This is a genomic window from Nocardioides sp. B-3 (assembly GCF_024703895.1).
Taxonomy (GTDB): domain Bacteria; phylum Actinomycetota; class Actinomycetes; order Propionibacteriales; family Nocardioidaceae; genus Nocardioides.
This window is the reverse complement of sequence record NZ_CP087968.1, coordinates 4,271,875-4,293,362: the sequence shown is the minus strand read 5'-3', so window position 1 is coordinate 4,293,362 and position 21,488 is coordinate 4,271,875. Positions and strand designations below refer to the sequence as shown.

32 protein-coding genes and 6 pseudogenes are annotated in these 21,488 nt (G+C 69.9%); 33 read left to right on the top strand and 5 right to left on the bottom strand.

Going from position 1 to position 21,488, the window contains the following annotated elements:
* Positions 1–49: 49 nt before the first annotated feature.
* The 17 genes and pseudogenes from LP418_RS28475 to LP418_RS28400 all read left to right on the top strand — a co-directional run bounded on the left by LP418_RS28475 (position 50) and on the right by LP418_RS28400 (position 9,178).
* Complete coding sequence (locus LP418_RS28475) at positions 50–256, top strand: hypothetical protein (protein WP_257954568.1); 207 nt, start codon at positions 50–52, stop codon at positions 254–256.
* Positions 201–554, top strand: a pseudogene (locus tag LP418_RS34965) (sulfatase-like hydrolase/transferase); the annotation flags it as partial. The gene LP418_RS28475 and the pseudogene LP418_RS34965, both read left to right, overlap by 56 nt.
* A complete protein-coding gene (locus LP418_RS28470; RefSeq protein WP_442940057.1) occupies positions 503–943 on the top strand; it encodes a sulfatase-like hydrolase/transferase in 441 nt (146 codons plus the stop codon). The pseudogene LP418_RS34965 and the gene LP418_RS28470, both read left to right, overlap by 52 nt.
* Before the next feature lie 17 nt (positions 944–960).
* Complete coding sequence (locus LP418_RS28465) at positions 961–1,149, top strand: sulfatase-like hydrolase/transferase (protein ID WP_257954566.1); 189 nt, start codon at positions 961–963, stop codon at positions 1,147–1,149.
* Positions 1,150–1,392: 243 nt separating this feature from the next.
* Positions 1,393–2,073 carry a hypothetical protein gene (locus tag LP418_RS28460; protein WP_257954565.1) on the top strand — a complete coding sequence of 227 codons (681 nt, stop codon included), beginning with the start codon at positions 1,393–1,395 and terminating at the stop codon, positions 2,071–2,073.
* Positions 2,034–2,396 (top strand): hypothetical protein, encoded by a 363-nt coding sequence (locus LP418_RS28455; RefSeq protein WP_257954564.1) that lies wholly within the window; start codon positions 2,034–2,036, stop codon positions 2,394–2,396. The genes LP418_RS28460 and LP418_RS28455 overlap by 40 nt, the downstream gene beginning before the upstream one ends.
* Before the next feature lie 156 nt (positions 2,397–2,552).
* Positions 2,553–2,660: pseudogene (locus LP418_RS28450) on the top strand (SUMF1/EgtB/PvdO family nonheme iron enzyme); the annotation flags it as partial.
* A pseudogene (locus LP418_RS34960) lies at positions 2,635–3,368 on the top strand (formylglycine-generating enzyme family protein). The pseudogenes LP418_RS28450 and LP418_RS34960, both read left to right, overlap by 26 nt.
* A 108-nt stretch (positions 3,369–3,476) precedes the next feature.
* Positions 3,477–4,427 (top strand): ABC transporter permease, encoded by a 951-nt coding sequence (locus tag LP418_RS28435; RefSeq protein WP_257954563.1) that lies wholly within the window; start codon positions 3,477–3,479, stop codon positions 4,425–4,427.
* Positions 4,420–4,722: a hypothetical protein gene (locus LP418_RS28430; RefSeq protein WP_257954562.1), complete on the top strand. Its 303-nt coding sequence runs from the start codon at positions 4,420–4,422 to the stop codon at positions 4,720–4,722. Before LP418_RS28435 ends, LP418_RS28430 begins: the two co-directional genes overlap by 8 nt.
* A gap of 311 nt (positions 4,723–5,033) precedes the next feature.
* The gene (locus LP418_RS34955; protein WP_442940056.1) at positions 5,034–5,321 is read left to right on the top strand and encodes an ABC transporter permease subunit; all 288 of its coding nucleotides are present in this window, start codon (positions 5,034–5,036) and stop codon (positions 5,319–5,321) included.
* Positions 5,305–5,454 (top strand): hypothetical protein, encoded by a 150-nt coding sequence (locus tag LP418_RS28420; RefSeq protein ID WP_257954560.1) that lies wholly within the window; start codon positions 5,305–5,307, stop codon positions 5,452–5,454. Before LP418_RS34955 ends, LP418_RS28420 begins: the two co-directional genes overlap by 17 nt.
* 11 nt (positions 5,455–5,465) lie before the next feature.
* Positions 5,466–5,894 (top strand): ATP-binding cassette domain-containing protein, encoded by a 429-nt coding sequence (locus LP418_RS28415; RefSeq protein WP_257954559.1) that lies wholly within the window; start codon positions 5,466–5,468, stop codon positions 5,892–5,894.
* On the top strand, positions 5,891–6,685 hold the full coding sequence (locus tag LP418_RS28410; protein WP_257954558.1) for an ABC transporter ATP-binding protein: 795 nt from the start codon (positions 5,891–5,893) through the stop codon (positions 6,683–6,685). The genes LP418_RS28415 and LP418_RS28410 overlap by 4 nt, the downstream gene beginning before the upstream one ends.
* Positions 6,574–6,954: pseudogene (locus LP418_RS34950) on the top strand (ATP-binding cassette domain-containing protein); the annotation flags it as partial. The gene LP418_RS28410 and the pseudogene LP418_RS34950, both read left to right, overlap by 112 nt.
* Positions 6,955–7,207: 253 nt before the next feature.
* Entirely contained in the window at positions 7,208–7,444 is a 237-nt protein-coding gene (locus LP418_RS34945) for an oligopeptide/dipeptide ABC transporter ATP-binding protein (protein WP_442940055.1), read from the top strand.
* 18 nt (positions 7,445–7,462) lie between these two features.
* Entirely contained in the window at positions 7,463–9,178 is a 1,716-nt protein-coding gene (locus tag LP418_RS28400; RefSeq protein ID WP_336276157.1) for an amidase, read from the top strand.
* 37 nt (positions 9,179–9,215) lie between these two features.
* On the opposite strand, the gene LP418_RS28395 is transcribed toward LP418_RS28400, so the two are convergent.
* Entirely contained in the window at positions 9,216–10,421 is a 1,206-nt protein-coding gene (locus LP418_RS28395; protein ID WP_257954557.1) for an ABC transporter substrate-binding protein, read from the bottom strand.
* A gap of 276 nt (positions 10,422–10,697) precedes the next feature.
* Here LP418_RS28395 and LP418_RS28390 point away from each other — a divergent pair, with 276 nt between their 5' ends.
* The 15 genes and pseudogenes from LP418_RS28390 to LP418_RS28325 all read left to right on the top strand — a co-directional run bounded on the left by LP418_RS28390 (position 10,698) and on the right by LP418_RS28325 (position 19,063).
* Positions 10,698–11,318, top strand: coding sequence for an oxidoreductase (locus tag LP418_RS28390; protein WP_257954556.1), 621 nt, complete (start codon positions 10,698–10,700; stop codon positions 11,316–11,318).
* Positions 11,302–11,916, top strand: coding sequence for an oxidoreductase (locus LP418_RS28385; protein ID WP_257954555.1), 615 nt, complete (start codon positions 11,302–11,304; stop codon positions 11,914–11,916). The genes LP418_RS28390 and LP418_RS28385 overlap by 17 nt, the downstream gene beginning before the upstream one ends.
* Entirely contained in the window at positions 11,913–12,494 is a 582-nt protein-coding gene (locus LP418_RS28380) for a hypothetical protein (protein WP_257954554.1), read from the top strand. The genes LP418_RS28385 and LP418_RS28380 overlap by 4 nt, the downstream gene beginning before the upstream one ends.
* On the top strand, positions 12,376–12,831 hold the full coding sequence (locus LP418_RS28375) for an AMP-binding protein (protein ID WP_336276156.1): 456 nt from the start codon (positions 12,376–12,378) through the stop codon (positions 12,829–12,831). The genes LP418_RS28380 and LP418_RS28375 overlap by 119 nt, the downstream gene beginning before the upstream one ends.
* Complete coding sequence (locus LP418_RS28370; protein ID WP_257954553.1) at positions 12,828–13,736, top strand: AMP-binding enzyme; 909 nt, start codon at positions 12,828–12,830, stop codon at positions 13,734–13,736. Before LP418_RS28375 ends, LP418_RS28370 begins: the two co-directional genes overlap by 4 nt.
* The gene (locus LP418_RS28365) at positions 13,643–14,050 is read left to right on the top strand and encodes an acyl-CoA dehydrogenase family protein (RefSeq protein ID WP_257957223.1); all 408 of its coding nucleotides are present in this window, start codon (positions 13,643–13,645) and stop codon (positions 14,048–14,050) included. The genes LP418_RS28370 and LP418_RS28365 overlap by 94 nt, the downstream gene beginning before the upstream one ends.
* Positions 14,023–14,133: pseudogene (locus LP418_RS31895) on the top strand (hypothetical protein); the annotation flags it as partial. The gene LP418_RS28365 and the pseudogene LP418_RS31895, both read left to right, overlap by 28 nt.
* A gap of 79 nt (positions 14,134–14,212) precedes the next feature.
* Positions 14,213–14,758, top strand: a complete 546-nt coding sequence (locus tag LP418_RS28360; RefSeq protein WP_257954552.1) for an acyl-CoA dehydrogenase family protein — start codon at positions 14,213–14,215, stop codon at positions 14,756–14,758.
* Entirely contained in the window at positions 14,755–15,645 is an 891-nt protein-coding gene (locus LP418_RS28355; RefSeq protein WP_257954551.1) for a bifunctional MaoC family dehydratase N-terminal/OB-fold nucleic acid binding domain-containing protein, read from the top strand. The genes LP418_RS28360 and LP418_RS28355 overlap by 4 nt, the downstream gene beginning before the upstream one ends.
* A 219-nt stretch (positions 15,646–15,864) precedes the next feature.
* Positions 15,865–15,933: pseudogene (locus LP418_RS34940) on the top strand (hypothetical protein); the annotation flags it as partial.
* Positions 15,934–16,343: 410 nt separating this feature from the next.
* Positions 16,344–16,745: an acyl-CoA dehydrogenase family protein gene (locus LP418_RS28345; RefSeq protein ID WP_257954549.1), complete on the top strand. Its 402-nt coding sequence runs from the start codon at positions 16,344–16,346 to the stop codon at positions 16,743–16,745.
* Positions 16,742–17,119: a MaoC family dehydratase gene (locus tag LP418_RS28340; RefSeq protein ID WP_257954548.1), complete on the top strand. Its 378-nt coding sequence runs from the start codon at positions 16,742–16,744 to the stop codon at positions 17,117–17,119. Before LP418_RS28345 ends, LP418_RS28340 begins: the two co-directional genes overlap by 4 nt.
* The gene (locus LP418_RS28335) at positions 17,116–17,880 is read left to right on the top strand and encodes a hypothetical protein (protein ID WP_257954547.1); all 765 of its coding nucleotides are present in this window, start codon (positions 17,116–17,118) and stop codon (positions 17,878–17,880) included. The genes LP418_RS28340 and LP418_RS28335 overlap by 4 nt, the downstream gene beginning before the upstream one ends.
* A complete protein-coding gene (locus tag LP418_RS28330) occupies positions 17,877–18,287 on the top strand; it encodes a thiolase C-terminal domain-containing protein (RefSeq protein ID WP_257954546.1) in 411 nt (136 codons plus the stop codon). Before LP418_RS28335 ends, LP418_RS28330 begins: the two co-directional genes overlap by 4 nt.
* Positions 18,284–19,063, top strand: a complete 780-nt coding sequence (locus tag LP418_RS28325) for a MaoC/PaaZ C-terminal domain-containing protein (protein ID WP_257954545.1) — start codon at positions 18,284–18,286, stop codon at positions 19,061–19,063. The genes LP418_RS28330 and LP418_RS28325 overlap by 4 nt, the downstream gene beginning before the upstream one ends.
* Here LP418_RS28325 and LP418_RS28320 read toward each other — a convergent pair.
* Complete coding sequence (locus tag LP418_RS28320) at positions 19,032–19,307, bottom strand: hypothetical protein (protein ID WP_257954544.1); 276 nt, start codon at positions 19,305–19,307, stop codon at positions 19,032–19,034. The two genes, LP418_RS28325 and LP418_RS28320, sit on opposite strands and share 32 nt — an antisense overlap.
* Here LP418_RS28320 and LP418_RS28315 point away from each other — a divergent pair.
* Entirely contained in the window at positions 19,306–19,791 is a 486-nt protein-coding gene (locus LP418_RS28315) for a TSUP family transporter (RefSeq protein ID WP_257954543.1), read from the top strand. The two genes, LP418_RS28320 and LP418_RS28315, sit on opposite strands and share 2 nt — an antisense overlap.
* On the opposite strand, the gene LP418_RS28310 is transcribed toward LP418_RS28315, so the two are convergent.
* Genes LP418_RS28310 through LP418_RS31885 form a run of 3 tightly spaced genes read right to left on the bottom strand, consistent with a single transcriptional unit; the run spans position 19,781 to position 21,451 of the window.
* A complete protein-coding gene (locus LP418_RS28310; RefSeq protein ID WP_257954542.1) occupies positions 19,781–20,266 on the bottom strand; it encodes an acyl-CoA dehydrogenase family protein in 486 nt (161 codons plus the stop codon). The genes LP418_RS28315 and LP418_RS28310 overlap by 11 nt on opposite strands.
* A complete protein-coding gene (locus tag LP418_RS31890; protein WP_442940342.1) occupies positions 20,247–20,993 on the bottom strand; it encodes a hypothetical protein in 747 nt (248 codons plus the stop codon). The genes LP418_RS28310 and LP418_RS31890 overlap by 20 nt, the downstream gene beginning before the upstream one ends.
* Positions 20,906–21,451, bottom strand: a complete 546-nt coding sequence (locus LP418_RS31885) for an acyl-CoA dehydrogenase family protein (protein WP_336276155.1) — start codon at positions 21,449–21,451, stop codon at positions 20,906–20,908. The genes LP418_RS31890 and LP418_RS31885 overlap by 88 nt, the downstream gene beginning before the upstream one ends.
* Between the last annotated feature and the right edge of the window lie 37 nt (positions 21,452–21,488).

The following is a 21,488-nucleotide window of genomic DNA, read 5'->3' as shown; positions in this document are numbered from 1 at the left end:
CTCGTTTGGCCTTCGCCCACCTCGCTGCCCTCGACATGTTGGAGTCACGATGAACCGCAAGATCCTGCCCGTTCCGCAACCACGACCGACGATCGCTCCCTCGGTCGACAGGGCGCACCAGAACCCCGGCTATCCCGTGCGGGAGCGGATCAAGCCCCCCACGGGCGCGCCGGAACGTGCTCGTCGTGCTCGTCGACGACATGGGCTTCGGTGCGTCGTCGGCGTACGGCGGTCCCTGTCGGATGCCGACGGCTGAGCGACTGGCGGCCGGTGGGCTGAGCTACACCCGGTTCCACACCACCGCCATCTGCGCGCCGACGAGGGTCTCGTTGCTCACCGGCCGCAACCACCACAGTGCGGGGATGGGGACCGTCCCGGAGATGGCGACCTCGTCCCCCGGCTATGACTGCATCCGCCCCGACTCGATGGCGACGCTGCCGCAGATCCTGTCGGGCAACGGCTATCTGACCGGCGCCTTCGGCAAGATGCACCAGACCCCGATGTGGGAGGTCGGCGAGACCGGCCCGTTCGACCGGTGGCCGCTCAACGAGGGGTTCGACAAGTTCTACGGCTTCATCGGCGCGGAGACCAACCAGTTCACCCCCGCACTGATCGACGGTTTCACCCCGATCGAGCCCCCCGCACTCCCGAGGAGGGCTACCACCTCTCCGAGGACCTTGTTGACCAAGCGGGCACGTGGATCGAGACCGTCAGTGCGCTGGAGCCCGACCGGCCGTGGTTCACCTACCTCAGCTTCGGTGCCTGTCACGACCCGCTGCACGTGCCCGAGTCGTGGCGCGGTCGCTACCGCGGGGAGTTCTCCCCGAGGGTGGACCGCCCAACGCGAGGAGACCCCGGCCGGGCAGAAGGATCTCGGCCTCGGCGCCACGGGACGCGGTGCTTGCGGCGTTCGACCCGGACGTGCCGGAATGGGAGAGCCTGAGCGACGACGAGCGCACCGTGAGCGAGCGACTGATGGAGCTCTATGCCGAGTTCGCCGAGCACATGGACACCCAGATCGGTCGGTTGATCGACACGATCGACGCGCTCGGGCAGCTCGAGAACACGCTGGTCGTCTACATGCTCGGCGACAACGGCGCGGCCGCCGAGGGGGCATCCACGGCTCGGCGAACCTCGTGTGCAACATGAACCGCGTGCCGTTCTCTGTGGCAGACATCCTGGCGCAGCTCGACGAGCTGGGTGGCCCCATGACCTACCCGCACTACCCGGTGGGCTGGGCGCTGGCGATGAACACGCCCTACCAACAGTCGAAGAAGTACGCCTCGCACTACGGCGGCACCCGCAACGGGATGATCGTGCACTGGCCGGAGAAGATCACCCAGGGCCGGGGTACGCCACCAGTGGCAGCACTGCGTCGACCTCACGCCGACCGTGCTCGAAGCCGTCGGGATCCCGGCGCCGGACGTCGTCGCCGGGGTGCCGCAGGCACCGATGGAGGGTACGTCGTTCGCGGACACCTTTGCCGACCCCGACGCCGAGGAGCGGCACACCACGCAGTACTTCGAGGTCCACGGGAGCCGCGGAATCTACGACCACGGATGGACGGCGGTGACTCGTCACATGCCCATTTTCTGGAGTCGGCCCTTCCATCCGGCGCCTCCCTTCGCGGACGATGTCTGGGAGCTCTACGACACGACCTCCGACTGGACCCGGGCCGAGGACGTCGCCGAGAAGTTCCCCGAGAAGCTGGCGGAGCTCAAGGCGAAGTTCCTCGTCGAGGCTGCTCGCCATCAGGTGCTGCCCCTCGATGATCGGATGCAGGAGCGCTTCGACCCCGGCGGCGGCGCTGCGGCCGGACCTGATGGGGGAGCGCCGCTCGATCACCTTGCGGCCGGCCATGCGCGGGATACGCGAGGGGATCGCGCCCGACGTCAAGAACACCTCCTTCGCGATCACGGCGGAGGTGACCGTGCCCGAGAATGGTGCGGACGGCGTCCTGATCGCCCGGGGGCGGCAGGTTCGGCGGCTGGTCCTTCTATGTCAAGGACGGTCGGCCGGTCTACTGTCACAACATGGCCGGTGCCCGCACCCGGATCCGTGGTGAGCAGGTGATCCCGGCCGGTGACCACGTGGTGGAGCTGGCGTTCAGCTACGACGGAGGTGGCGTGGGGAAGGGCGGCGAAGTTGCACTCTCCATCGATGGCGCCGCCTGTGGTGCCGGCCGCCTCGAGCGCACGGTGGGCTTCCAGTTCTCCATGGACGAGACCATGGACGTCGGGCGCGACCGGGGGACTCCGGTGACCGAGGAGTACGCCGCACTTCCAGCGGACAACGCCTACCGCGGTGGGCTCAAGCAGGTCCGCATCGATCTGGCCGAGCGCCTCGACGGGCCGACGCCCGAGCAACGGCGCCGCACCGTGATGATCACCCATTGATGCCCGGGTCGACGCCGTGAACCAACAGGGTGCCTCGCCGTGTTGTGCACCCGCTGCGGGGGAGCGCCGCCCCCGTCGTACGCCGTCAGGTCATCGTCGGTCAGGACTGCCCGGAGCACCCGTGGGCAGGTGCTGATCCCGGCCGGCTCGTTCGAGATGGGCGACGGGTTCGGCGAGGGCTATGAGACGGACGGCGAGACTCCCGTGCACGAGGTGCGGCTCCCGTCGTTCTGGATGGATGCCACGGCGGTCACCAACGCCGCGTTCGCAGCGTTCTGCAAGGACACCGGCTACGTCACCGAGGCGGAGAATCTCGGCGTTTCGGCCGTGTTCCACCTCGCCTTCCGGGGGGGATCGCGCGGACGTGCTCCACGAAGTCGCGCAAGCGCCGTGGTGGTGGGCAGTCAAGGGTGCGTCGTGGCGACACCCCGGCGGCCCGGCATCGAGCATCCGGGGCCGCCAGAACCACCCGGTCGTGCATGTCACTTGGCACGACGCCCGGGCCTATTGCGCGTGGGCCGGCAAGCGATTGCCGACCGAGGCCGAGTGGGAGTTCGCGGCGCGTGGTGGACTCCGGGGCAGCCGATTCGCCCGGGGGACGAGCTCGTGCCGCGTGGACGCTGGCAGTGCAACATCTGGCAGGGCGACTTCCCGCGGGCCAATACAGAGGACGACGGCCACGTCACGACCGCACCCGTCAAGACGTATCGCCCCAACGGGCACGGCCTGTGGCAGATGGCTGGCAACGTCTGGGAGTGGTGCGCGGACTGGTTCGACGCCGGCTACTACGCGAACAGCCCGGTCGAGGCCCCTCGTGGTCCGGACACCGGTGAGGCACGCGTCATGCGTGGCGGGTCCTACCTGTGCCACGACTCCTACTGCCATCGCTATCGCGTCGCCGCACGGTCGAGCAACACGCCGGAATCAGCCAGCGGCAACATCGGATTCCGCTGTGGCAACGACGCGGCCTGATCACCGTTTCCGGTCAGTGGGATCGCCTCCGATGTGTCGGCGGTCACGCGATCTAGCCTGACTCATCCCGTCCATCCGGGAACGAACCAACCGAAGGGACCACAGCTGATGCGCAGGATCGCGTTGCGCGCCGGAGAGCTGTTGGGCGTGCTGTTCATCGTCAGCTTCGGCGTCTTCATGCTCGTCACCCTGATGCCCGGCGATCCGGCGGTGGCCATCCTCGGCGAGGGCCATCCCCGTGCCGACTACGAGGCGCTCCGACAGGAGCTCGGTCTCTACGACCCGCTGCTCACGAGGTATTGGGACTGGCTGTCGTCTGCGGTCACCGGTGACCTTGGGCGGTCCCTCGTGCCCCCGCAGACGGAGGTCTCGCAGCGCATCCTCGGTGCTCTCCCCGTCAGCGTCCAGCTGGCCGTGATGGGGCTGCTCATCGCGCTGGTCCCGGCCATCCCGCTGGCCATGTGGTCGGCCGCCCACGCCGGTGGCACGGTCGACCGGATCATCAGCGCCGCCATGTTCGCGGTCCTCTCGGTGCCCTCCTTCCCGGCCGGGCTGCTGCTCATCATGGTGTTCTCCAACGGTCTCGGGTGGTTCCCGCGAGCCCAGTGGGTGCGCATCAGTGACGGCCTGCCGGGCAACCTGCACCACGCCCTGCTGCCGGCGATCGTGATCGCCCTGATGGAGCTGGCGTTGTTCACGCGGATCCTGCGGAACGACCTGATCATCACGCTCAACGAGGACTACATCCTCGCGGCCCGCGCCAAGGGCATGCCGCCCCGGCGGATCCCGGTAGGCGACGCACTGCGCCCCTCGTCGTTCTCGCTCGTGACCCTCATGGGCATCAGCCCGGGGCGGCTGATCGGGAGCACCGTGATCGTTGAATACCTCTTCGCCCTACCGGGCATGGGTTCGATGATCGTTGCTGCCTCCGGCCGGGTGACTTCCGCCCGGTCCAGGGGTGCCGTGCTCGTCATCGCCCTCGCCTACGTCGTCATCAACACCTTCATCGACCTTTCGTACGGATACCCGGACCCGAGGACCCGCCGTGTTCATGTCTAGTGGAAAGCGGCGTACGCCGCACCGCACCCGGGCAGGGGTTGTCGGCGCCGTCATGGCGGCGGCGGGTCTCGGCCTCACCGGCTATGGCTGGAGCACCTCGTTGCTGACGCTGGGCGGCAAGGCGGTGCTGGTCCTTGTCGGCCTCGCGCTGGTCCACCAAGGCCTGTCGCGCCTCCTACGAGTGCTCCTCGGTCGCTCTGTCGACCTCACCCTCATGCTCAGCGTTGCCCGGCTGATCGGACTCCTCCTGCTCGCCCTGATGGCTCCGCTGCTCCCCGCTCGGAGAGCACAGTGACGTCGCGAAGACCCTGCTGGAGCCGGCCAACATGCCGCCGCGGCTGCTGACCGACCACCCGCTCGGCACCAACGGGCAGGGCCTCGACCTGTTGTCCCGTTCGTTGCACGGAGCAAGGACCTCGCTGTTGATCTCGCTGATGGCCGTCACGATCGGCACGATCGTCGGCGGCTCGATCGGCGTGGTCGCCGGCTACCTCCGGCACGGAGTCGACAGCGTTGTCGGCATCCTCACCAACGCGCTGCTCGCGGTGCCGCCGCTGATCCTGCTGATCGCGCTGAGCACGGTCCTCGGACCCGAGCCTGCGCAACATGGCGCTGGCACTGTCCCTGCTGACGATCCCCAGCATGGTCCGACTGGCGCGTGCCAACACCATCGCCTTCGCCCAGCGGGAGTTCGTCATGGCGGCCCGGTTGATGGGGGCGAGCCGCTTCCGGGTGATGCTCCGCGAGCTGGTGCCGAACGTGATCCTGCCCGTCTTCTCGATGGCGGTCGTGATGATCTCGGCGCTCATCGTGGCCGAGGCCTCGCTGAGCTTCCTCGGCTCCGGGCATCCAGCAGCCCGACCCCACGTGGGGCAACATGATCTCGGAGGGTGAGGGCGGTGCCATGGAGGACTTCCCGCACATCGTGCTGGTGCCCGGCGCCTTCCTGTTCCTGACCGTCTTCTCCTTCAACCTGCTGGGCGAGAAGGCCCAGAAGCGCTGGGACACCGGGAGTGCCAAGCTGTGAACATTCTCGAAGTGGACGATCTCCACACCGTCTTCACCACGCCTCACGGCGTCATGCGCGCGGTCGACGGGGTCTCGCTGTCCCTGCGGGCAGGGGAGACCCTCGGCATCGTGGGCGAGTCAGGCTCGGGCAAGTCCGTGCTCGGGCGGACGATCATGGGCCTGATCGCCGACAACGCGACGACGTCGATTGCCGGCTCCGTGCGCATCGGCGGCCACGACATCCACGCCCTGAAGGCGCGGGCACGTCGTCAGCTGTGGGGTCCCGAGGTTTCGATGGTGTTCCGGGACCCGATGACCTCCCTCAACCCCGTCAAGCGGGTCGGCACGCACATCACCGAAGCGCTCCGATTGCACCTCGGGCTCGGCCGCAAGGACGCGTACGAACGAGCGGTCGACCTCCTGCGCCAGTCTTCATCCCCGAGCCGAAGCGACGGATGAGGCAGTATCCCCACGAGCTCTCGGGCGGAATGCGTCAGCGCGTCGTCATCGCGATGGCACTGGCCTGCGACCCCAAGCTGCTGATTGCCGACGAGCCCACCACGGCCCTCGATGTCACCGTGCAGCGGCAGATCCTCGACCTGCTCGCCTCGCTCGCCTCCGAGCGCGACATGGCCACGATCCTGATCAGTCACGACCTCGGCGCCGTCGAGGGCCGCACCGATCGAGTCGCGGTGATGTACGGCGGTCGCATCGTCGAGACGTCCGCGACCTCGCGGGTCTTCGCGAACCCTGTGCATCCGTACGCCGAGGCGTTGCTCGCCTCGATCCCACGCATCGACGACGCTCCGCACACGGTGCTGCGGGCCATCGAGGGCGCACCCCCCAACATGCTCACGCTGCCCACGGGATGCAGCTTCGCGCCGCGGTGTCGCCTTGCCACCGACCGGTGCCACGAGGAGCAGCCCGAGCTGCGCGAGCTGACGGATGGGGGCACTGCCCCACTGGGTGCGTGCCACTTCCCGCTGCTCGCCGTACACCGGGGAAGTGAGCTGACATGGCCGGCAGTGGAACTGCGCACATGCGCCCCGAGGCCCTGCCGGTCCTCTCGGTCGACCAGATGGTCGTGGAGTTCCCGGTGGGCAGGCATCAGGTCGTGCACGCCGTGTCCGGGCTCAACATCGACCTGCTGCCCGGAGAGACGCTGGGCATCCTCGGCGAGTCCGGCTGCGGCAAGTCGAGCGCCGGCCGGGCGGTCATGCAGGAGCCGCCGCCGACGTCCGGCTCGGTGAGCCCGGGCGCCACCGAGCTGACCGGGCTGAAGACCCGCGAGCTGCGGCGGGCCCGGTCGCGGATGCAGATGATCATGCAGGACCCGGTCTCCTCGCTGAACCCCCGTCGCAAGGTGCGCGACCCGGTCGCCGAAGGGCTCTCCATCTGGGGCTTCGACGGCGATGACTTGGATGCCGCGATCCGCGAGACCCTCATCGCTGTCGGCCTCGACCCGGACGTGGTCTGGGATCGACGCCCGCACGAGCTGTCCGGTGGTCAGTGCCAGCGGGTGTGCATCGCCCGGGCGCTCATGATGAACCCAGAGGTGTTGATCTGCGACGAGCCGGTCTCCGCTCTCGACGTCTCCGTCCGGGCCCAGATCCTCAACCTGCTGGAGAAGACCAAGGAGAAGTTCGACTTCTCGATGATCTTCATCGCTCATGACGTCTCCGTCGTGAAGAACATCAGCGACCGGGTGATGGTGCTCTACCTCGGCAAGACCTGCGAGGTGCTGCCCTCGACCGGCCCGGGAGACGGCGGCCGTGCACCCGTACACCCGCACGCTGATCGCCTCGATCCCCGGCGGCGAGAAGGTCGCACCCGTGAGCATCTCGCTGTCGGCGGCCGCCACCGAGCTGCCCTCGCCGCTGAACCCGCCGTCGGGCTGCCGGTTCCGGACCCGCTGCCCGCTGGCGACGGAACAGTGCGCTGCTGAAGAACCCCAGCTGCGCCGGGTCGGGGACGGCCACTACATCGCCTGCCACAACGTGGCCACCTGATGCTGCCACCCGGATGCCATCCACCTCGCGGAGCTGATCCGCAATGGCGACATCAGCCCACGCGAGGCTGTCGAGGACGCGATCGCGCGGATCGAGAAGCAGAATCCTTCCCTCAACGCCGTGATTGCCACGCGCTTCGAGGAAGCGCTGGCCGAGGTCGATACCGGGCTCCCGGACGGGCCGCTGCGCGGCGTGCCGGTGCTGATCAAGGACCTCAACATGTCCGTCGCGGGACTGCCCAGCAGTCGCGGCAGCCGGCTCTTCGCCGACGACATCCCCGACCACGACTCCGAGCTGGTGGCGCGCTACAAGCGGGCCGGCATGGTCGTGCTCGGCACCACCAACAGCCCCGAGTTCGGCCTGAACGCAAGCACGGAGCCACTGCTGCACGGACCGACGAGGAACCCGCGGGACCTCACCCGTTCGACGGGAGGGTCGAGCGGTGGTGCGGCGGCGGCCGTCGCTGCCGGCCCGGTGCCGGTGGCCCACGCCAGCGACGGCGGGGGCTCCATCCGGATCCCGGCGTCGATGAACGGCCTCTTCGGGCTCAAGCCCAGCCGTGGCCGGGTCACGACGGCACCCGCTCCCTCGACCCTGAGCGCACCGGCATCGGTGCACCACGCCGTGACGACGACGGTCCGCGACAGTGCTCTGCTGCTCGACATCAGCTCCGTGCGGGTGGCCGGCACCGTCATCGGCGTACCGGCTCCTGCTGAGTCGTTCGCTGCCCCGGCCGCGCGGCCGCCCGGGCGGCTACGGATCGGGCTCACCACTTCTTTCATCGACGGCCCCGAGACGGATCCGGACGTCGTGGCGGCGGTCGAGGACGCAGCACAGCTGTGCGCTTCGCTGGGGCACACGGTCGTCCCCGTCAAGGCGCAGTGGGTGCCCGGAGACGTGTCCGCCGCGACCGCGCCGTTGATGGGCATCGCCTTCACCACGGCTGTCCGGGACAGACTGGCCGAGCTCGGCCGCGATCTTCGCGATGACGACCTCGAGCCGTTCACCCGCATCCTGTTCGACCACTACGTCACCATGCCCGCCACCGCCTTGTCGCGAGCGCTCAGCGCCGCTCAGCGCGTCGGCTGGCAGGTGGGCGCGACCTTCGAGGAGTACGACGTCCTGCTGACGCCGGCCCTCGCCTGCAGGGTGCCCCCTGCTCGGATTGCTCGACACGACCCGACCGGAGTCGATCTACGAGCACGCCGCGATCTACTCGGCGTGGACCAGCGTGTTCAACGCCACCGGCATGCCAGCCATGTCCGTGCCCCTCGGCACCGACCGGGACGGTCTGCCGATCGGCGTGCAATTTGCTGCAGACCTCGGGCAGGAGGGCCTCCTGCTCTCCCCGGCCGGACAGCTCGAGGCCGCTGCTCCCCGGATCCGCAGCATCTGAGACCCGCAGCGTCTGTTGCAACTGCCTCTGAAATAGCAAGCGCCCGGCCCCTCCGAGGAGGGACCGGGCGTTTTGTTGTAGCTGTCAGCTCACTGAGCGAGCCATGCGTCGGCGAAGAGGATCATCGTCTCCGCGCTCGGCTCGATGCCGTGGACGTCGTCGCTCCGGGCATTGATCATGGCGCCCGACGAGATGCCGACACCGGGTGCGTCGTCGGCCCACAGGGCCTCGATCTTGGTCATGATCTCCGCGGCGTCGGCGGGGTCTTCCACGGCCCGGAGCTGCGCGGAGAGCTCGTCCATCTCGGGGCTGGCGTAGCCCGAGACGTTCAAGCCTGACGTGCTGCCCATCGACGAGACCACGCGGGTGAAGAGGTCACCCTCGGGGATGCTCGAGGCCACGACGGCGATGTCGAAGCTGTGGTCGATGTAGACCTTCTGGACCCGGTCGGCCACGTTCCGGGAGCAGGTCGAGCTTCACCTCGAAGCCGGCAGCCTCGAGCATTGCCTTCACGGCCAGCGCCCCAGCCTGTGAGGCCCGGTCGGTGCGGGCGGTGAAGCTGATCTTCCCGTCGTAACCGTCGGCCGTGGCCTCCTCGAGGAGCGCCTTGGCCGCATCCACGTCGGTCGGCATCGGCTCGACGCCCGGGGCCCAGCGGGAGTCGCCGCTGATCAGCAGCTTCGTCGGGTCGCCGTGGCCGCCGGACGCACGATCGCAGAAGACGACCGGGTCGATGGCGAGAGCGATCGCTTGGCGAACCCGCTTGTCCTCGCCGGGGAAACCCTCACGGTTGTTGATCCAGAAGTTGTTCGCCAGCGAGGCTCGGTTCACCATGCCGGCAGTGCCGTCCGCGATCGCCTCGTCGATGACGGCTGCGCCACGCAGAGTGGCTACGTCGACACCGCCGGACTGCAGCGATTCGTACGCCGTCGAGTCGGTGCCGAGCAGCACGAACTCGATCGAGTCGAGAGCCGGGCGGCCGTTCCAGTAGTCGGGGTTTGCGGTGACCACGGTCTTCTCGGCCGGCGCGTAGCTCGTGAACGTGAACGGTCCGGCACCGATCGGCTTGAAGGCAGCCGGATCCTTGTACGCCGCGGGGGCGAGGATCATGCCTGCGCCGCTGGCCAGCATGTTGGGGAACTTGGCCCGGGGGTTGGCCAGCTTGATCTCGACCGTCAGGTCGTCCACGGCGGTCAGGGACTTGATCTCCTGCTTGAGCAGGGTGGCGTTCATGCCGTACGACGAGTCGTAGTACTCGAGGCTGGCAATCACGGCCTTGGCGCTGAACGGGGTCCCGTCATGGAACGTCACGCCGTCGCGCAGCTTGAGCGTCCGAGTCGTGAAGTCGTCGCTCTCGAGCGACTCGGCCAGCTGGCCCTCGTACTCGTCCGTGACGGGGTCGTAGCTCACGAGCGTGTCGTAGACCGCGGCCATGATGTTGCCGCCGGTCGTGCCGGTCGGGAACGTCTGGGTCGGGTTGAGGGTGCGTGCCTCGGAGTACTCAGAGACGCGCAGGGTGCCACCACGGACGGGGTCGCCGGAGGCTTCCTCGACGTTCATCAGCCGGGTGGCGTAGTCCACCTTCCCCGAAGCGTCCTTGTCAGCGCCGTCTTCGGCCGCTGTGTCCGCACAGCCTGTGACCACGAGGGCGCTTGCTGAGAGCAGGACCGCCCATCGGGCACGAGTCGGGATGCGTGTCTTCACTGTTCCTCCACTGGGGGTTTGGACTGGTGGTCCGAGTCACCGGTTGTGTCTGCCGTCACAGAGTCGGTGTCGCGTGACACGGGGCTCCGTCCACATCCCACTCAGTGGAAGGAACGACCTGAAGTCGGGCTGAGGCTTCCTAGCGTGCACAGCATGACCTCTCCCGACGTACTCGCGCCTGCCAAGCTGGGGCCGCTCACACTCCGCAATCGCGTGATCAAGGCGGCGACGTACGAGGGGCTCAGCCACAAGGCGCGCGTCACGCAGGACCTGATCGACTTCCACGTCGGGTACGCCGCCGGCGGGGTCGGAATGACGACGGTGGCCTACTGCGCGGTGGCCCGGGAGGGACGCACGGACAGGCACCAGATCCTGTGGACCGACGAGGCCATGCCCGGGCTGCGCAGGCTGACCGAGGCGGTGCACGCCCACGGCGCCGCGGTCTCCGCACAGATCGGCCACGGCGGACCGGTCGCCAGCCCCAAGGGCAACGGCCTGCCCGCGCTCTCCCCGACGAAGCACTTCCACGCCACGTCGCTGAGCTGGGCGCGGGAGGCGAGCGTTGCCGACCTGACCGGGATCACCGAGGCGCACGCCGAGGCGGCCCGCCGCGCGATCGACGCCGGTTTCGACGCCGTCGAGGTGCACCTCGGCCACAACTACCCGGCGAGCTCGTTCCTGTCGCCCAAGATCAACCACCGTACCGACGGCTACGGCGGCAGCCCTGGAGAACCGTGCCCGCTTCGCACGCGAGATCATGCGCGCCGTCCGTGACGCGGTGGGCGACCGGATCGCGATCATCGCCAAGATGAACATGGACGACGGTGTGCCCGGCGGTTTCTGGCTGGACGAGGCGATCCCGGTCGCCCAGTGGCTCGAGGCCGACGGCCTCGCTGCGACGCTGGAGATGACCGCCGGCTCGTCGCTGCTGAACCCGATGTACCTCTTCAAGGGCGACGCTCCGCTCAAGGAGTTCGCGGACGTCATGCCGCAGCCGATCAAGCTCGGCGTGAAGCTGGTCGGCAAGCGCAAGCTCAAGGCCTACCCGTACACCGACGCCTACCTCCTCGAGGACTCGCGCCAGATCCGGGCCGCGGTGAAGCTGCCGATGATCCTGCTCGGCGGCATCACCACGAAGTCGGTCATGGACCTCGCGATGGACGAGGGCTTCGAGTTCGTCGCGATGGCCCGCGCGCTGCTCCGCGAGCCTGACCTGATCAACCGGATCCAGAAGGACGCCTCCACCCCGTCGCTGTGCAACCACTGCAACAAGTGCATGCCCACCAACTTCACCGGCACGCGGTGCGTCCTCGTCCAGCGCAGCACCACGCGGACGGCCACACGGGGCAAGCCGGAGGGCTACGCCTCGTGAGCGAGACGATCGCCGGGCTCCTGCTCGACCGGCTCGGGGACGACCACCCGGGCCTGCTCTCCCGCGACCGGTCCCGGACCCGGGACGAGGTGGTCCACGAGAGCGCGGCCCGCGCCGAGCTGGCCCGCGCGCTGCGAGTCGACGGCCCGTTCCACATCGGGGTGCTGCTCGAGAACGTCCCCGAGTTCATCCTCTGGCTCGGCGGCGCGGCGCTGGCCGGCGCCTCGATCGTCGGCATCAACAACACTCGCAGCGGCGCCCACCTCGAGGAGGAGGTGCGCAACACCGAGCTCCAGCTGGTCATCACCGACACGGCTGGTCTGGCCCTGCTCGACGGTCTGGACATCGGGCTCTCGCGGGACAGGTTCCTCCTCGTCGACGATCCGGCGTACGGCGACCGGGTGGCCAAGCACGCCTGCGAACCGACCCGGGGACCCCACGATCGATGCGACCACGCAGCTGCTGCTGCTCTTCACCTCCGGCACCACCGGCGCCTCCAAGGCGGTCCGCTGCAGCCGGGGACGACTCCCGGGGCTCGGCCGGATGAACGCCGCGAAGTACGACGTGCAGCGCGATGACGTGTCCTACTGCTGCATGCCGCTGTTCCACGGCAATGCGCTGATGGGTCTGTGGGCGCCGTCGCTGGTCGCCGGCGCCACCGTCGCGCTGACCCCGAAGTTCTCGGCATCCCGCTTCATGGACGACGTCCGCCGCTTCGGCGCGACCTACTTCACCTACGTCGGCAAGGCGATCAGCTACGTGCTGGCGACGCCTCCTGCCGAGACGGACGGCGACTCGACGCTGACCCACGGCTTCGGCACCGAGGCCTCGCCCGAGGACCAGGGCGGAGTTCCACCGGACGCTTCGGTGCCACCCTGCTCGAGGCCTACGGGTCCAGCGAGGGGGCCGGGATGATCACCCTCGCGCCGGACGGGCCGGTCGCCACCCTCGGACGGCCCGCCCACGCCGGAGTCCGTGTCGTGAACCCCGAGACCCGCGAGACCTGCCCGCCGGCACTCCTCGACGAGCACGGTCGCGTGCTCAACGCCGAGGAAGCGATCGGCGAGCTGGTCAACACCGAGGGAGCCAAGAGCTTCGAGGGCTACTGGAAGAACCCCGAGGCCGACGCTGAGCGCGTTCGCCACGGTTGGTACTGGACCGGTGACCTCGGCTACGCCGACGAGCAGGGCTTCCTCTACTTCGCCGGCCGCTCGGGGGACTGGATCCGGGTCGACGGCGAGAACACGTCCGCCCTGCTGATCGAGCGCATCCTCAAGCGGCACCCCGCGATCGTGGCGGCCGGCGTGTTCGCCGTACCCGACCCGACGTCCGGCGACCGGGTGATGGCCGCTCTCGAGGTCCCCGAAGGAGTCACCTTCGATTCGCTGGACCTGCCCGGATTCCCGGCAGCGCAGGCGGACACGGGCACCAAGGGCGCGCCGCGCTTCGTCCGGTTCTCGCACGCGCTGCCGACCACCGGCTCCAACAAGCTGCAGAAGAAGGCGATCCAGCTCGAGGGCTGGCGGACCACCGATCCCGTCCACCGCTGGGAGGGCCGCGGCGCTCCGTCCTACGTCCCGATGGCCGATGCCGACAAGGCCGCCCTGCGCGCGGAGTTCGAGGCCGCCGGCCGACTCCGCTTCCCTGCCCTGACGGGCCCCAGACAACACCGAGGACCCCCATGGACCTGCGCGAGACCCCCGCCCAGCAACAGCTCCGCAAGGAGCTGCGCGCCTACTTCGCCGCGCTGCTTCCTGACGACGTACGGCGACGTGTCGGCGAGGAAGGCGTCGGTGGCTTGCGTTTCCGCGAGGTCGTGAAGATGCTCGGCCGCGACGGCTGGCTCGGGATCGGCTGGCCGGTCGAGTACGGCGGCCGGGGACGTTCGATCGAGGAGCAGTACGTCTTCTTCGACGAGGTCCAGCGCGCCGGGCTGCCGTTCCCGTTCGTCACCGTCAACACGGTCGGCCCGACCCTCATGCAGTACGGCACCGAGGAGCAGAAGCAGGCCTACCTGCCCGGCATCCCGGCCGGCGACATCGTGTTCGCGATCGGCTACACCGAGCCGTCGGCCGGCACCGACTGGCCTCCCTCGCCACCCGGGCGGTGCGCGACGGCGAGGACTTCGTGGTGAACGGCCAGAAGATCTTCACGTCCGGTGCCAACACTGCCGACTTCGTCTGGCTGGCCGTGCGCACGGACCTCGACGCCCCGAAGCACAAGGGCATCTCGATCCTGATCGTGCCGACCACCGACCCCGGCTTCACCACGGAGCCCGATCCGGGCCGTTGGTGGCATGGTCGTGACCGCGACCTACTACACCGACATCCGCGTCCCGGCCGGCGATGTCGTCGGCGAGGTCAACGCCGGCTGGTCGCTGATCACCGCCCAGCTCAACCACGAGCGGATCGGCCTCGCTGCCCTCGGCGGCCGGATGATCCAGCTCTGGGAGAACGTGCTGGCTCGGGCCAAGGACACCGGCGTGATCGAGCAGCCGTGGGTCCAGTCCGAGATGGCGCGCACCTACGCCAAGCTCGAGGCGATGCGGTTGATGAACTGGAAGATGACGACCGCCGTCGCCTCCGGCGACCTCACCGGCGCGACTGCCGGCGCCGCCAAGACCTACGGCACCGAGACCCACATCGACGTGCAACGCACCCTGACGCAGGTCCTCGGTGCGGCGGGCCGGATCCGTCCCGAGTCGCCCGGCGCCGTACTCCACGGACAGGTCGAGCAGCTGTCGCGCCGGGGCATCGTCAACACGTTCGGCGGGGGAGTCAACGACATCTTGCGCGACATGGTCGCGACCCGGGGACTCGGACTGCCGAGGGCGAAGCGATGAGTGCGTACGACGATGCGCTGGCCGCCTTCGTGGGCCGCTCGCTCGTCGCGCTGCGCCCGGCTGCCGACCCGGTGAACGTGCCGATGATCCGGCACTGGGTCGAGGCGATGGGGGACTCCAACCCGCGCTACCTCGCGGGTGACGGCGTCGCGCCGGCGTCGATGATGCAGGCCCGGACGATGCGCGGCTTCGGTGCCACCGTCACGGCTGGCGGGTTCGACGAGCTGGTCGCGCTGCTGGCCGAGGGCGGCTACACGTCCGTCGTCGCCACCGACTCGGACCTCGAGCTCGTGCGAGAGGTCGTGCCCGGTGACCACCTCAGTGTCGAGGAGGTCGTCGAGTCGATCTCGCCGGAGAAGACGACCGGCTCGGGTGTCGGGCGGTTCGTGACCACCCTGAAGACCTACCGCGACGCGGCCGGCGAGGTCGTCGCCACCCAGCGTTGGCGGACGTTGCGCTTCAGGCCATCCCCGGCGCTCGAGCCCCGACCCCGCCCCGCGATCAATCTCGACAACGCGTTCTGGTTCGAGGCCGCGCGCGAGCACCGGCTCGTCGTGCAGCGCTGCCTCGGCTGCAAGACGCTGCGGCACCCGCCCGGTCCTGCATGCCCGGAGTGCCAGTCCTTCGACTGGGACACGGTCGAGGCGCGCGGTCGCGGCACCCTCTACTCCTTCGTCGTGGCGCACCACCCGCGCCACCCGGCCTTCGACTACCCGCTGCTGATCGCGGTCGTCGAGCTCGAGGAGGGCACGCGCCTGATCACCAACCTCACGGGCGTCACGGCCGACGACCTCACCATCGGCATGCCGCTCGAGGTCGAGTGGCTCGACGCCGATCCCGAGCTGACCCTGCCGGTCTTCCGGCCCCTCGTCTCCCGGGAGAACTGATGGACTTCACCCACGACGAGGACCTCGTCGCCGTCCGCGACCCGGCTCGCGAGATCTTCACCGACCGCGCCACCACCGACCGGGTGCGCGAGGTCGAAGGATCCGTCACCCACCTCGACGAGGAGCTCTGGGCGCACCTCGCCAGCGCCGGCCTCCCCGGGCCTCGCCCTTCCGGAGTCGTACGGCGGAGCCGGGCTCGACGTCGCCGCGCTCTGCGTCGTCCCGGAGGAGCAGGGTCGGACCGTCGCACCGGTGCCCTTGTGGTCGGCGGGTGTCGCCTCGCTCGCGGTCGCCTCCTTCGGCACCCCTGCCCAGCACGACGCGCTGCTCGCCGGTGCCGCCGACGGGTCGCTGCGGATCACGCTCGCCCTCGAGGAGTTCGACGGCGCGGCCCCCGCGACGCCGCGATGTGCCGCCACCCGATCCGGGGATGGCTGGCGCCTCACCGGGACGAAGGCCGTCGTGCCCTCGCCTTTCGGTGCCTCGCACGTGCTGGTGTCCGCCACCGGCGGCGATGGTCCGGCGCTGTTCCCGGTCCAGACCGACGGCGACGGGATCGCCCGGGAGCAGACCGAGACCACGAGCCACGACCCGGCCGGCCACCTCACCCTGACCGACGCTGTCGCCGAGCAGGTCGGTGACGACGAGTCGCTGGCCGCCGTCCTCCGCCTCGCCGCGCTCGCCCTCGCGGCCGTCCAGTGGGCGTCGCCGACGGGGCGCTGCGGCTCGCTGCGACGTACCTCTCGACACGGGAGCAGTTCGGACGACCGCTCGCGACGTTCCAGTCGGCCCAGCACCAGCTGGCCGACTGCTGGATCGACATCGACGCCATGCGCGTCACGCTGTGGCAGGCCCCGGCCTCCCTCCATGAGCCCGACGCGGCCCGCGTCGTGCTGGTGGCGAAGTGGTGGTGCGACCGGGCCGGCCTCGACGTCGTGCACCGCGTGCAGCACCTGCACGGCGGCATCGGTGTCGACGTCGACTACCCCGTGCACCGCAACTTCCTCTGGGGCAAGCAGATCGCCAGCACGCTCGGCGGGTCGGCGGCCGCTCTCGCCGACCTCGGCGCCGTGCTCGCGCGTGAGGAGGTGGCCTCGTGAGGATCGGCGAAACCCTGCCCCCACTGGAGATTCCACTGACCCGCAGCCTGATCGTGGCCACCGCGATCGCCAGCCGCGACTACCGGGACGTGCACCACGACCCGGCCCTCGCTCAGGAGCGCGGCTCGCAGGACATCTTCATGAACATCCTGACCACCAACGGCCTCGTCGACCGGTTCGTCACGTCGTGGGTCGGACCGACCGCCGTCGTGAAGCGGATCAGGATCCGGCTCGGAGCGCCCAACTACCCGGGCGACACCATGACTCTCACGGGGTCGGTCTCAGGCATCGACGGCGACCGCGTGACGGTCGACGTCGTCGGCGCCAACCAGATCGGCGTGCACGTCTCGGGTCTCGTCGAGGTGCAGCTGTGAGCGGCTTCTCGGGCGCGACCGCGATCGCCGGCATCGGCGCCACCGAGTTCTCCAAGGAGTCAGGCCGCAGCGAGCTGCAGCTCGCCTGCGAGGCCGTGACCGCCGCCATCGCCGACTCTGGGCTGCGGCCCAGCGACGTCGACGGCATGGTCACCTTCACTGCCGAGACGAGCGCCGAGATCCATGTCGCCCGCAACGTCGGCATCGGCGACCTGTCCTTCTTCTCCCGCGTCCCGCACGGCGGTGGCGCGGCCGCCGGCACCGTCGCGCACGCGGCCGCCGCCATCCACGCGGGCCTCGCCGACGTCGTCGTCTGCTGGCGCGCCTTCAACGAGAGGTCGGGGGAGCGCTACGGCCTCGGCCGGGCGGACCGTCCGATGGACACGAACGCCGACCGTGCGGCGTACGCACGGATGACGCCCTTCGGGCTCTCGACCCCCGCGCAGTGGGTGGGCATGTTCGCCCGCCGCTACATGCATGAGTACGGCGCCACGTCGGAGGACTTCGGGCGCATCTCGGTCATCGACCGGGCGCGCGGCGACCAACCCGAAGGCGCACTTCTACGGGCGGCCGATCACGCTCGAGGAGCACCGGGCGTCGCGCTGGATCGCAGAACCGTTGCACCTGCTCGACTGCTGCCGGGAGACCGACGGCGGCCGGGCACTCGTCGTCGTCTCGGCGGAGCGCGCTCGCGACCTGCCGCACGTCCCGGTGCTCGTCGTCGGTGCGGCCCGGGGGTTCGGGCGCCGACCAGCACATGATGACCTCCTACTACCGTCCGTCGATCTCGGGCATCCCCGAGATGGGCCTCGTCGGCAACCAGCTCTGGGCACAATCCGGACTCCGCCCGAGCGACATCCGGGCGGCCGTGCTCTACGACCACTTCACGCCGTTCGTGCTGCCCCAGCTCGAAGAGCTCGGCTTCTGTGGCCGCGGCGAGGCCGCGGACTTCATCCGGGACGGCCACACGGAGCTCGACGGATCGCTGCCTCTCAACACCCACGGCGGCCAGCTCGGCGAGGCCTACCTGCACGGCATGAACGGCATCGCCGAGGCGGTCCGGCTGGTTCGCGGCACCTCGGTCAACCAGCCCGGCAACGTCCGCAACGTGGTCGTCACCGCCGGCACCGGCGTGCCCACCTCCGGCCCGGCCCCGGGGGCGGCATGAGCACCTGGATCGGCCGTGACCTCGGCACCCGCACGGTGTCGTACGGCGACCGCGACCCGATCCTCTACGCGCTCGCGCTCGGAGTCTCCCCGTCGCGCCTCGACCTCGTCTTCGAGGACCAGCTGCGCGTGCTGCCCACCTTCGGGCTGACCCCGGCCCAGTGGGCGCCGGACGCGCTCGGCTCCGCCGGGGCGTTCGACACCTCGACGGCGGTCCACGGCGCCCAAGCCCTCCGCGTCCCGGCACCCATGCCCCGAGCCGGCGAGGTCACGATGACCGCCCGCGTCAGCAACGTCTGGGACAAGGGAGCAGCCGCGGTCTACGACATCGAGGTGACGTCCGACTACTTCGTCGCGACTCGGTCGATCTTCGCCCCCGGCTTCGGTGGCTTCGGTGGCGAGCGAGGACCCTCGTCGGCCGGCGGCCCCGACGGCGACGCCGACCTGAGCGTGGACGTGGCGACGTCCGCCCAGCAGCCCGCGCTCTACCGGCTGCTCGGCGACCGGCACGCGATGCACGTCGATCCCGCCGCCGCGGCGGCTGCGGGCATGCCGCGCCCCTTCATGCACGGCCTGTGCACGATCGGGATGGCGGTCGTCGCCCTCGCTGACGCACGTGGCGTCCACCCTGCCTCCCTGAAGGCGCTCTCCGGCAGGTTCGCCGCGCCGGTCTTCCCGGGAGACACGCTGCAGGTGCAGGCATGGGGGTCCTCGTTCGGGGTGACCGTCGATGGTCGCCCCGCGGTCACGGCCGGACACGTCGCCTTCGGTGGCTGAACTCCTCACCATCGCCGGCATCGGTGCCGTCATCTTCCTGCTCGCCGCCGTCGCCCGGGCGGTGAGCGGCTTCGGTTCCTCGCTGGTCGCGGTGCCGTTGCTGGCCCTCGCCGTCAGCCCCACCACCGCGGTCGTCGCGGCCACCATGGTCAGCCTGCTGCTCTCGGCGGGCGCCCGGCGGCGCGAACGCGCACGTCGACGTACCCCTCGCCCGGGCTCTCACCCTCACCGGGGTGATGGGCATGCCCGTGGGCGTCGTCGCGCTGATGTCGTTCGACGAGCACTCCCTGACCGCCCTCGTGGCGTTGGCGTTGCTGCTCGCGGTGCTGATGTTGTGGCGAGACCTTGCCCTGCCCGCCGGCCGACCATCCGTCTGGGCCGCCGGCGTGACGAGCGGCGTCCTGCTCACGTCGACCGGGATGAACGGTCCGCCGCTCGTGCTGTCACTGCACGGCGCGCGCCTTCCGGCCCAGCGGTTCCGCGCGACCTTGCAAGCCGTCTTCTGCAGCCGGGACGCCGTGGCCGTCGCCGCCTTCGCCGTACTCGGTCAGCTGCACGCGGTCATCTGGGCGGCCGCCATCGGAGGCGTCGTCGGCCTGCCGCTCGGCTGGGCCATCGGCGACCGGATCTTCGAGCGACTCTCTCCCGAGAGGTTCCGATCCATCGTGCTCGGCGGGCTGCTGCTCACCGCGTTGGTCGCCCTCGGCAACGTGGCCATCAGCGGGTGAGCGACTCCAGCACGCGACCGCGGTGGAAGTCGGGAGTGCCCCGGGCGTTGACCAGCGCGCGGACCTTGAGCAGCCACAGCGACAGGTCGAACTCGGCGGTGTAGCCGATCGCGCCGTGCACCTGCAGCCCCACGCGCGAGGCGAGGTAGGCCGCGTCGCCGGCCGCGACCTTGGCCGCCGAGACATCACGTGCGCGATCCGGTCCCTCGAGCATGACGGCCGCTCCGTCGATCAGTGGCCGGGCGAAGTCGAGCGCGATCCGGACGTCGGCAAGCTGGTGCTTGATCCACTGGTAGGACCCGATCTCGCGACCGAACTGCTTGCGCTGCTTCACGTAGGTGACCGAGTCGGCCGGGATCCGCTCGCCCGCGCCGAGCAGCTGCGCCGCCGTCGCCGGGACGGCCGGGTCGAAGGCGGCGTCGAGCGCGGGCTTCGTGACGGGCCTTCGTTCCTCCTCAACCTCCGCGGTGACCACGGCGAGCCGTCGGGTCCGATCGATCGACGTCCTCACCTCTCCGACCGTCGCATCCACCGGGGGCGTCGCCGTCGACGAGGAAGACCTGCTCGGCGACGTCGGCGTCGAGCGCGTAGGGAACGTGCGGAGGCACGGCCACGGTGGCCACGCTCTCGACCTCATGGCCGAGGGCGACGGGGAGGTAGGCCGCCGACTCGACCCGGGGGCCCGCGACCGCGTGCCGGCCGAGTGCCTCGAACGCGATGCAGACGTCGACGGGCGTGGCCTCGGTGGCCAGCTGCGTCACGCCCTGCTCCGCGAGCGTCTGCCACAGGGCAAGTCCCGGGGCGGTGTCGCCCGCGGCCCACGCGCGGGCGATCGCCACCGTGTCGCTGGCGGTGAGGAGCTTGTCGAGCGTCGCGGCGAAGTCGCGTTGTTCATTGTCGTGAATGAATTTCATCGGCGGGGCTCCTTCGGGAGTCCGAGGATCCGCTCGGCGACGATGTTGCGCTGGATCTCGTTGGTGCCGGCGTAGATCGGGCCGGAGAGCGAGAAGAGGTAGCCGTCGGTCCAGGGCCGACTCCACCTCGGACTCCGGGCCGAGCAGGTCCAGCGCGGTCTCGTGGAGCGCGACGTCGAGCTCGGACCAGAAGACCTTGTTCACCGAGCCGGCCGCGCCCATCTCGCCTCCGTCGGCGAGCCGGGTGACCGTGCCCCATGTGTAGAGGCGGTAGGACTGCGCCTTGATCCGGGCATCGACGACGTCTCGTCCGCTGGTTGAGCAGCGAGCGCCAGCGAGCGTGTCGAAACCAAGGTCGCCGTACAGCGAGACGAGTCGATCCGCGGCCGCGCAGAACCGCCCGGGGAGCGCAGGGACAGGCCGCGCTCGTTGCCGGCGGTGCTCATCGCGACGTGCCAGCCGTCGCCGGGCGCGCCCGGGACGTCACTGTCCGGGACGAAGACGTCGTCGAAGAAGATCTCGGCGAAGCCGGCCTCGCCATCGAGCTGGGCGATCGGACGCACCGTGACCCCGTCGGCGTCCAGCGGGAACAGGAAGTAGGTCAGGCCGCGGTGCCGCTCGGCCGCGGGATCGGAGCGGAAGAGCCCGAAGCCCCAGTGCGCGTAGGCCGCCCGCGAGGACCGGGTCTTCTGTCCGGACAGCACCCAGCCACCGCGGTCGTCATCGCGTACGGCGATCGAGCGCAACGACGCAAGGTCGGAACCCGCCTCGGGCTCGGACCAC

What these genes read in the sequence shown, in the direction of transcription:
- LP418_RS28325 (WP_257954545.1), top strand. Translation starts at nt 18,284, where the DNA reads ATGAGCACCTGGATCGGCCGTGACCTCGGCACCCGCACGGTGTCGTAC.
- LP418_RS28390 (WP_257954556.1), top strand. Translation starts at nt 10,698, where the DNA reads ATGACCTCTCCCGACGTACTCGCGCCTGCCAAGCTGGGGCCGCTCACA.
- LP418_RS28410 (WP_257954558.1), top strand. Translation starts at nt 5,891, where the DNA reads ATGAGGCAGTATCCCCACGAGCTCTCGGGCGGAATGCGTCAGCGCGTC.
- LP418_RS28370 (WP_257954553.1), top strand. Translation starts at nt 12,828, where the DNA reads ATGATCACCCTCGCGCCGGACGGGCCGGTCGCCACCCTCGGACGGCCC.
- LP418_RS28320 (WP_257954544.1), bottom strand. Translation starts at nt 19,307, where the DNA reads ATGCCCATCACCCCGGTGAGGGTGAGAGCCCGGGCGAGGGGTACGTCG.
- LP418_RS28330 (WP_257954546.1), top strand. Translation starts at nt 17,877, where the DNA reads ATGATGACCTCCTACTACCGTCCGTCGATCTCGGGCATCCCCGAGATG.
- LP418_RS28385 (WP_257954555.1), top strand. Translation starts at nt 11,302, where the DNA reads ATGCGCGCCGTCCGTGACGCGGTGGGCGACCGGATCGCGATCATCGCC.
- LP418_RS28430 (WP_257954562.1), top strand. Translation starts at nt 4,420, where the DNA reads ATGTCTAGTGGAAAGCGGCGTACGCCGCACCGCACCCGGGCAGGGGTT.
- LP418_RS28475 (WP_257954568.1), top strand. Translation starts at nt 50, where the DNA reads ATGAACCGCAAGATCCTGCCCGTTCCGCAACCACGACCGACGATCGCT.
- LP418_RS28360 (WP_257954552.1), top strand. Translation starts at nt 14,213, where the DNA reads ATGGTCGTGACCGCGACCTACTACACCGACATCCGCGTCCCGGCCGGC.
- LP418_RS28435 (WP_257954563.1), top strand. Translation starts at nt 3,477, where the DNA reads ATGCGCAGGATCGCGTTGCGCGCCGGAGAGCTGTTGGGCGTGCTGTTC.
- LP418_RS34955 (WP_442940056.1), top strand. Translation starts at nt 5,034, where the DNA reads ATGGCGCTGGCACTGTCCCTGCTGACGATCCCCAGCATGGTCCGACTG.
- LP418_RS28420 (WP_257954560.1), top strand. Translation starts at nt 5,305, where the DNA reads ATGATCTCGGAGGGTGAGGGCGGTGCCATGGAGGACTTCCCGCACATC.
- LP418_RS28315 (WP_257954543.1), top strand. Translation starts at nt 19,306, where the DNA reads ATGCCCGTGGGCGTCGTCGCGCTGATGTCGTTCGACGAGCACTCCCTG.
- LP418_RS28355 (WP_257954551.1), top strand. Translation starts at nt 14,755, where the DNA reads ATGAGTGCGTACGACGATGCGCTGGCCGCCTTCGTGGGCCGCTCGCTC.
- LP418_RS28455 (WP_257954564.1), top strand. Translation starts at nt 2,034, where the DNA reads ATGGCCGGTGCCCGCACCCGGATCCGTGGTGAGCAGGTGATCCCGGCC.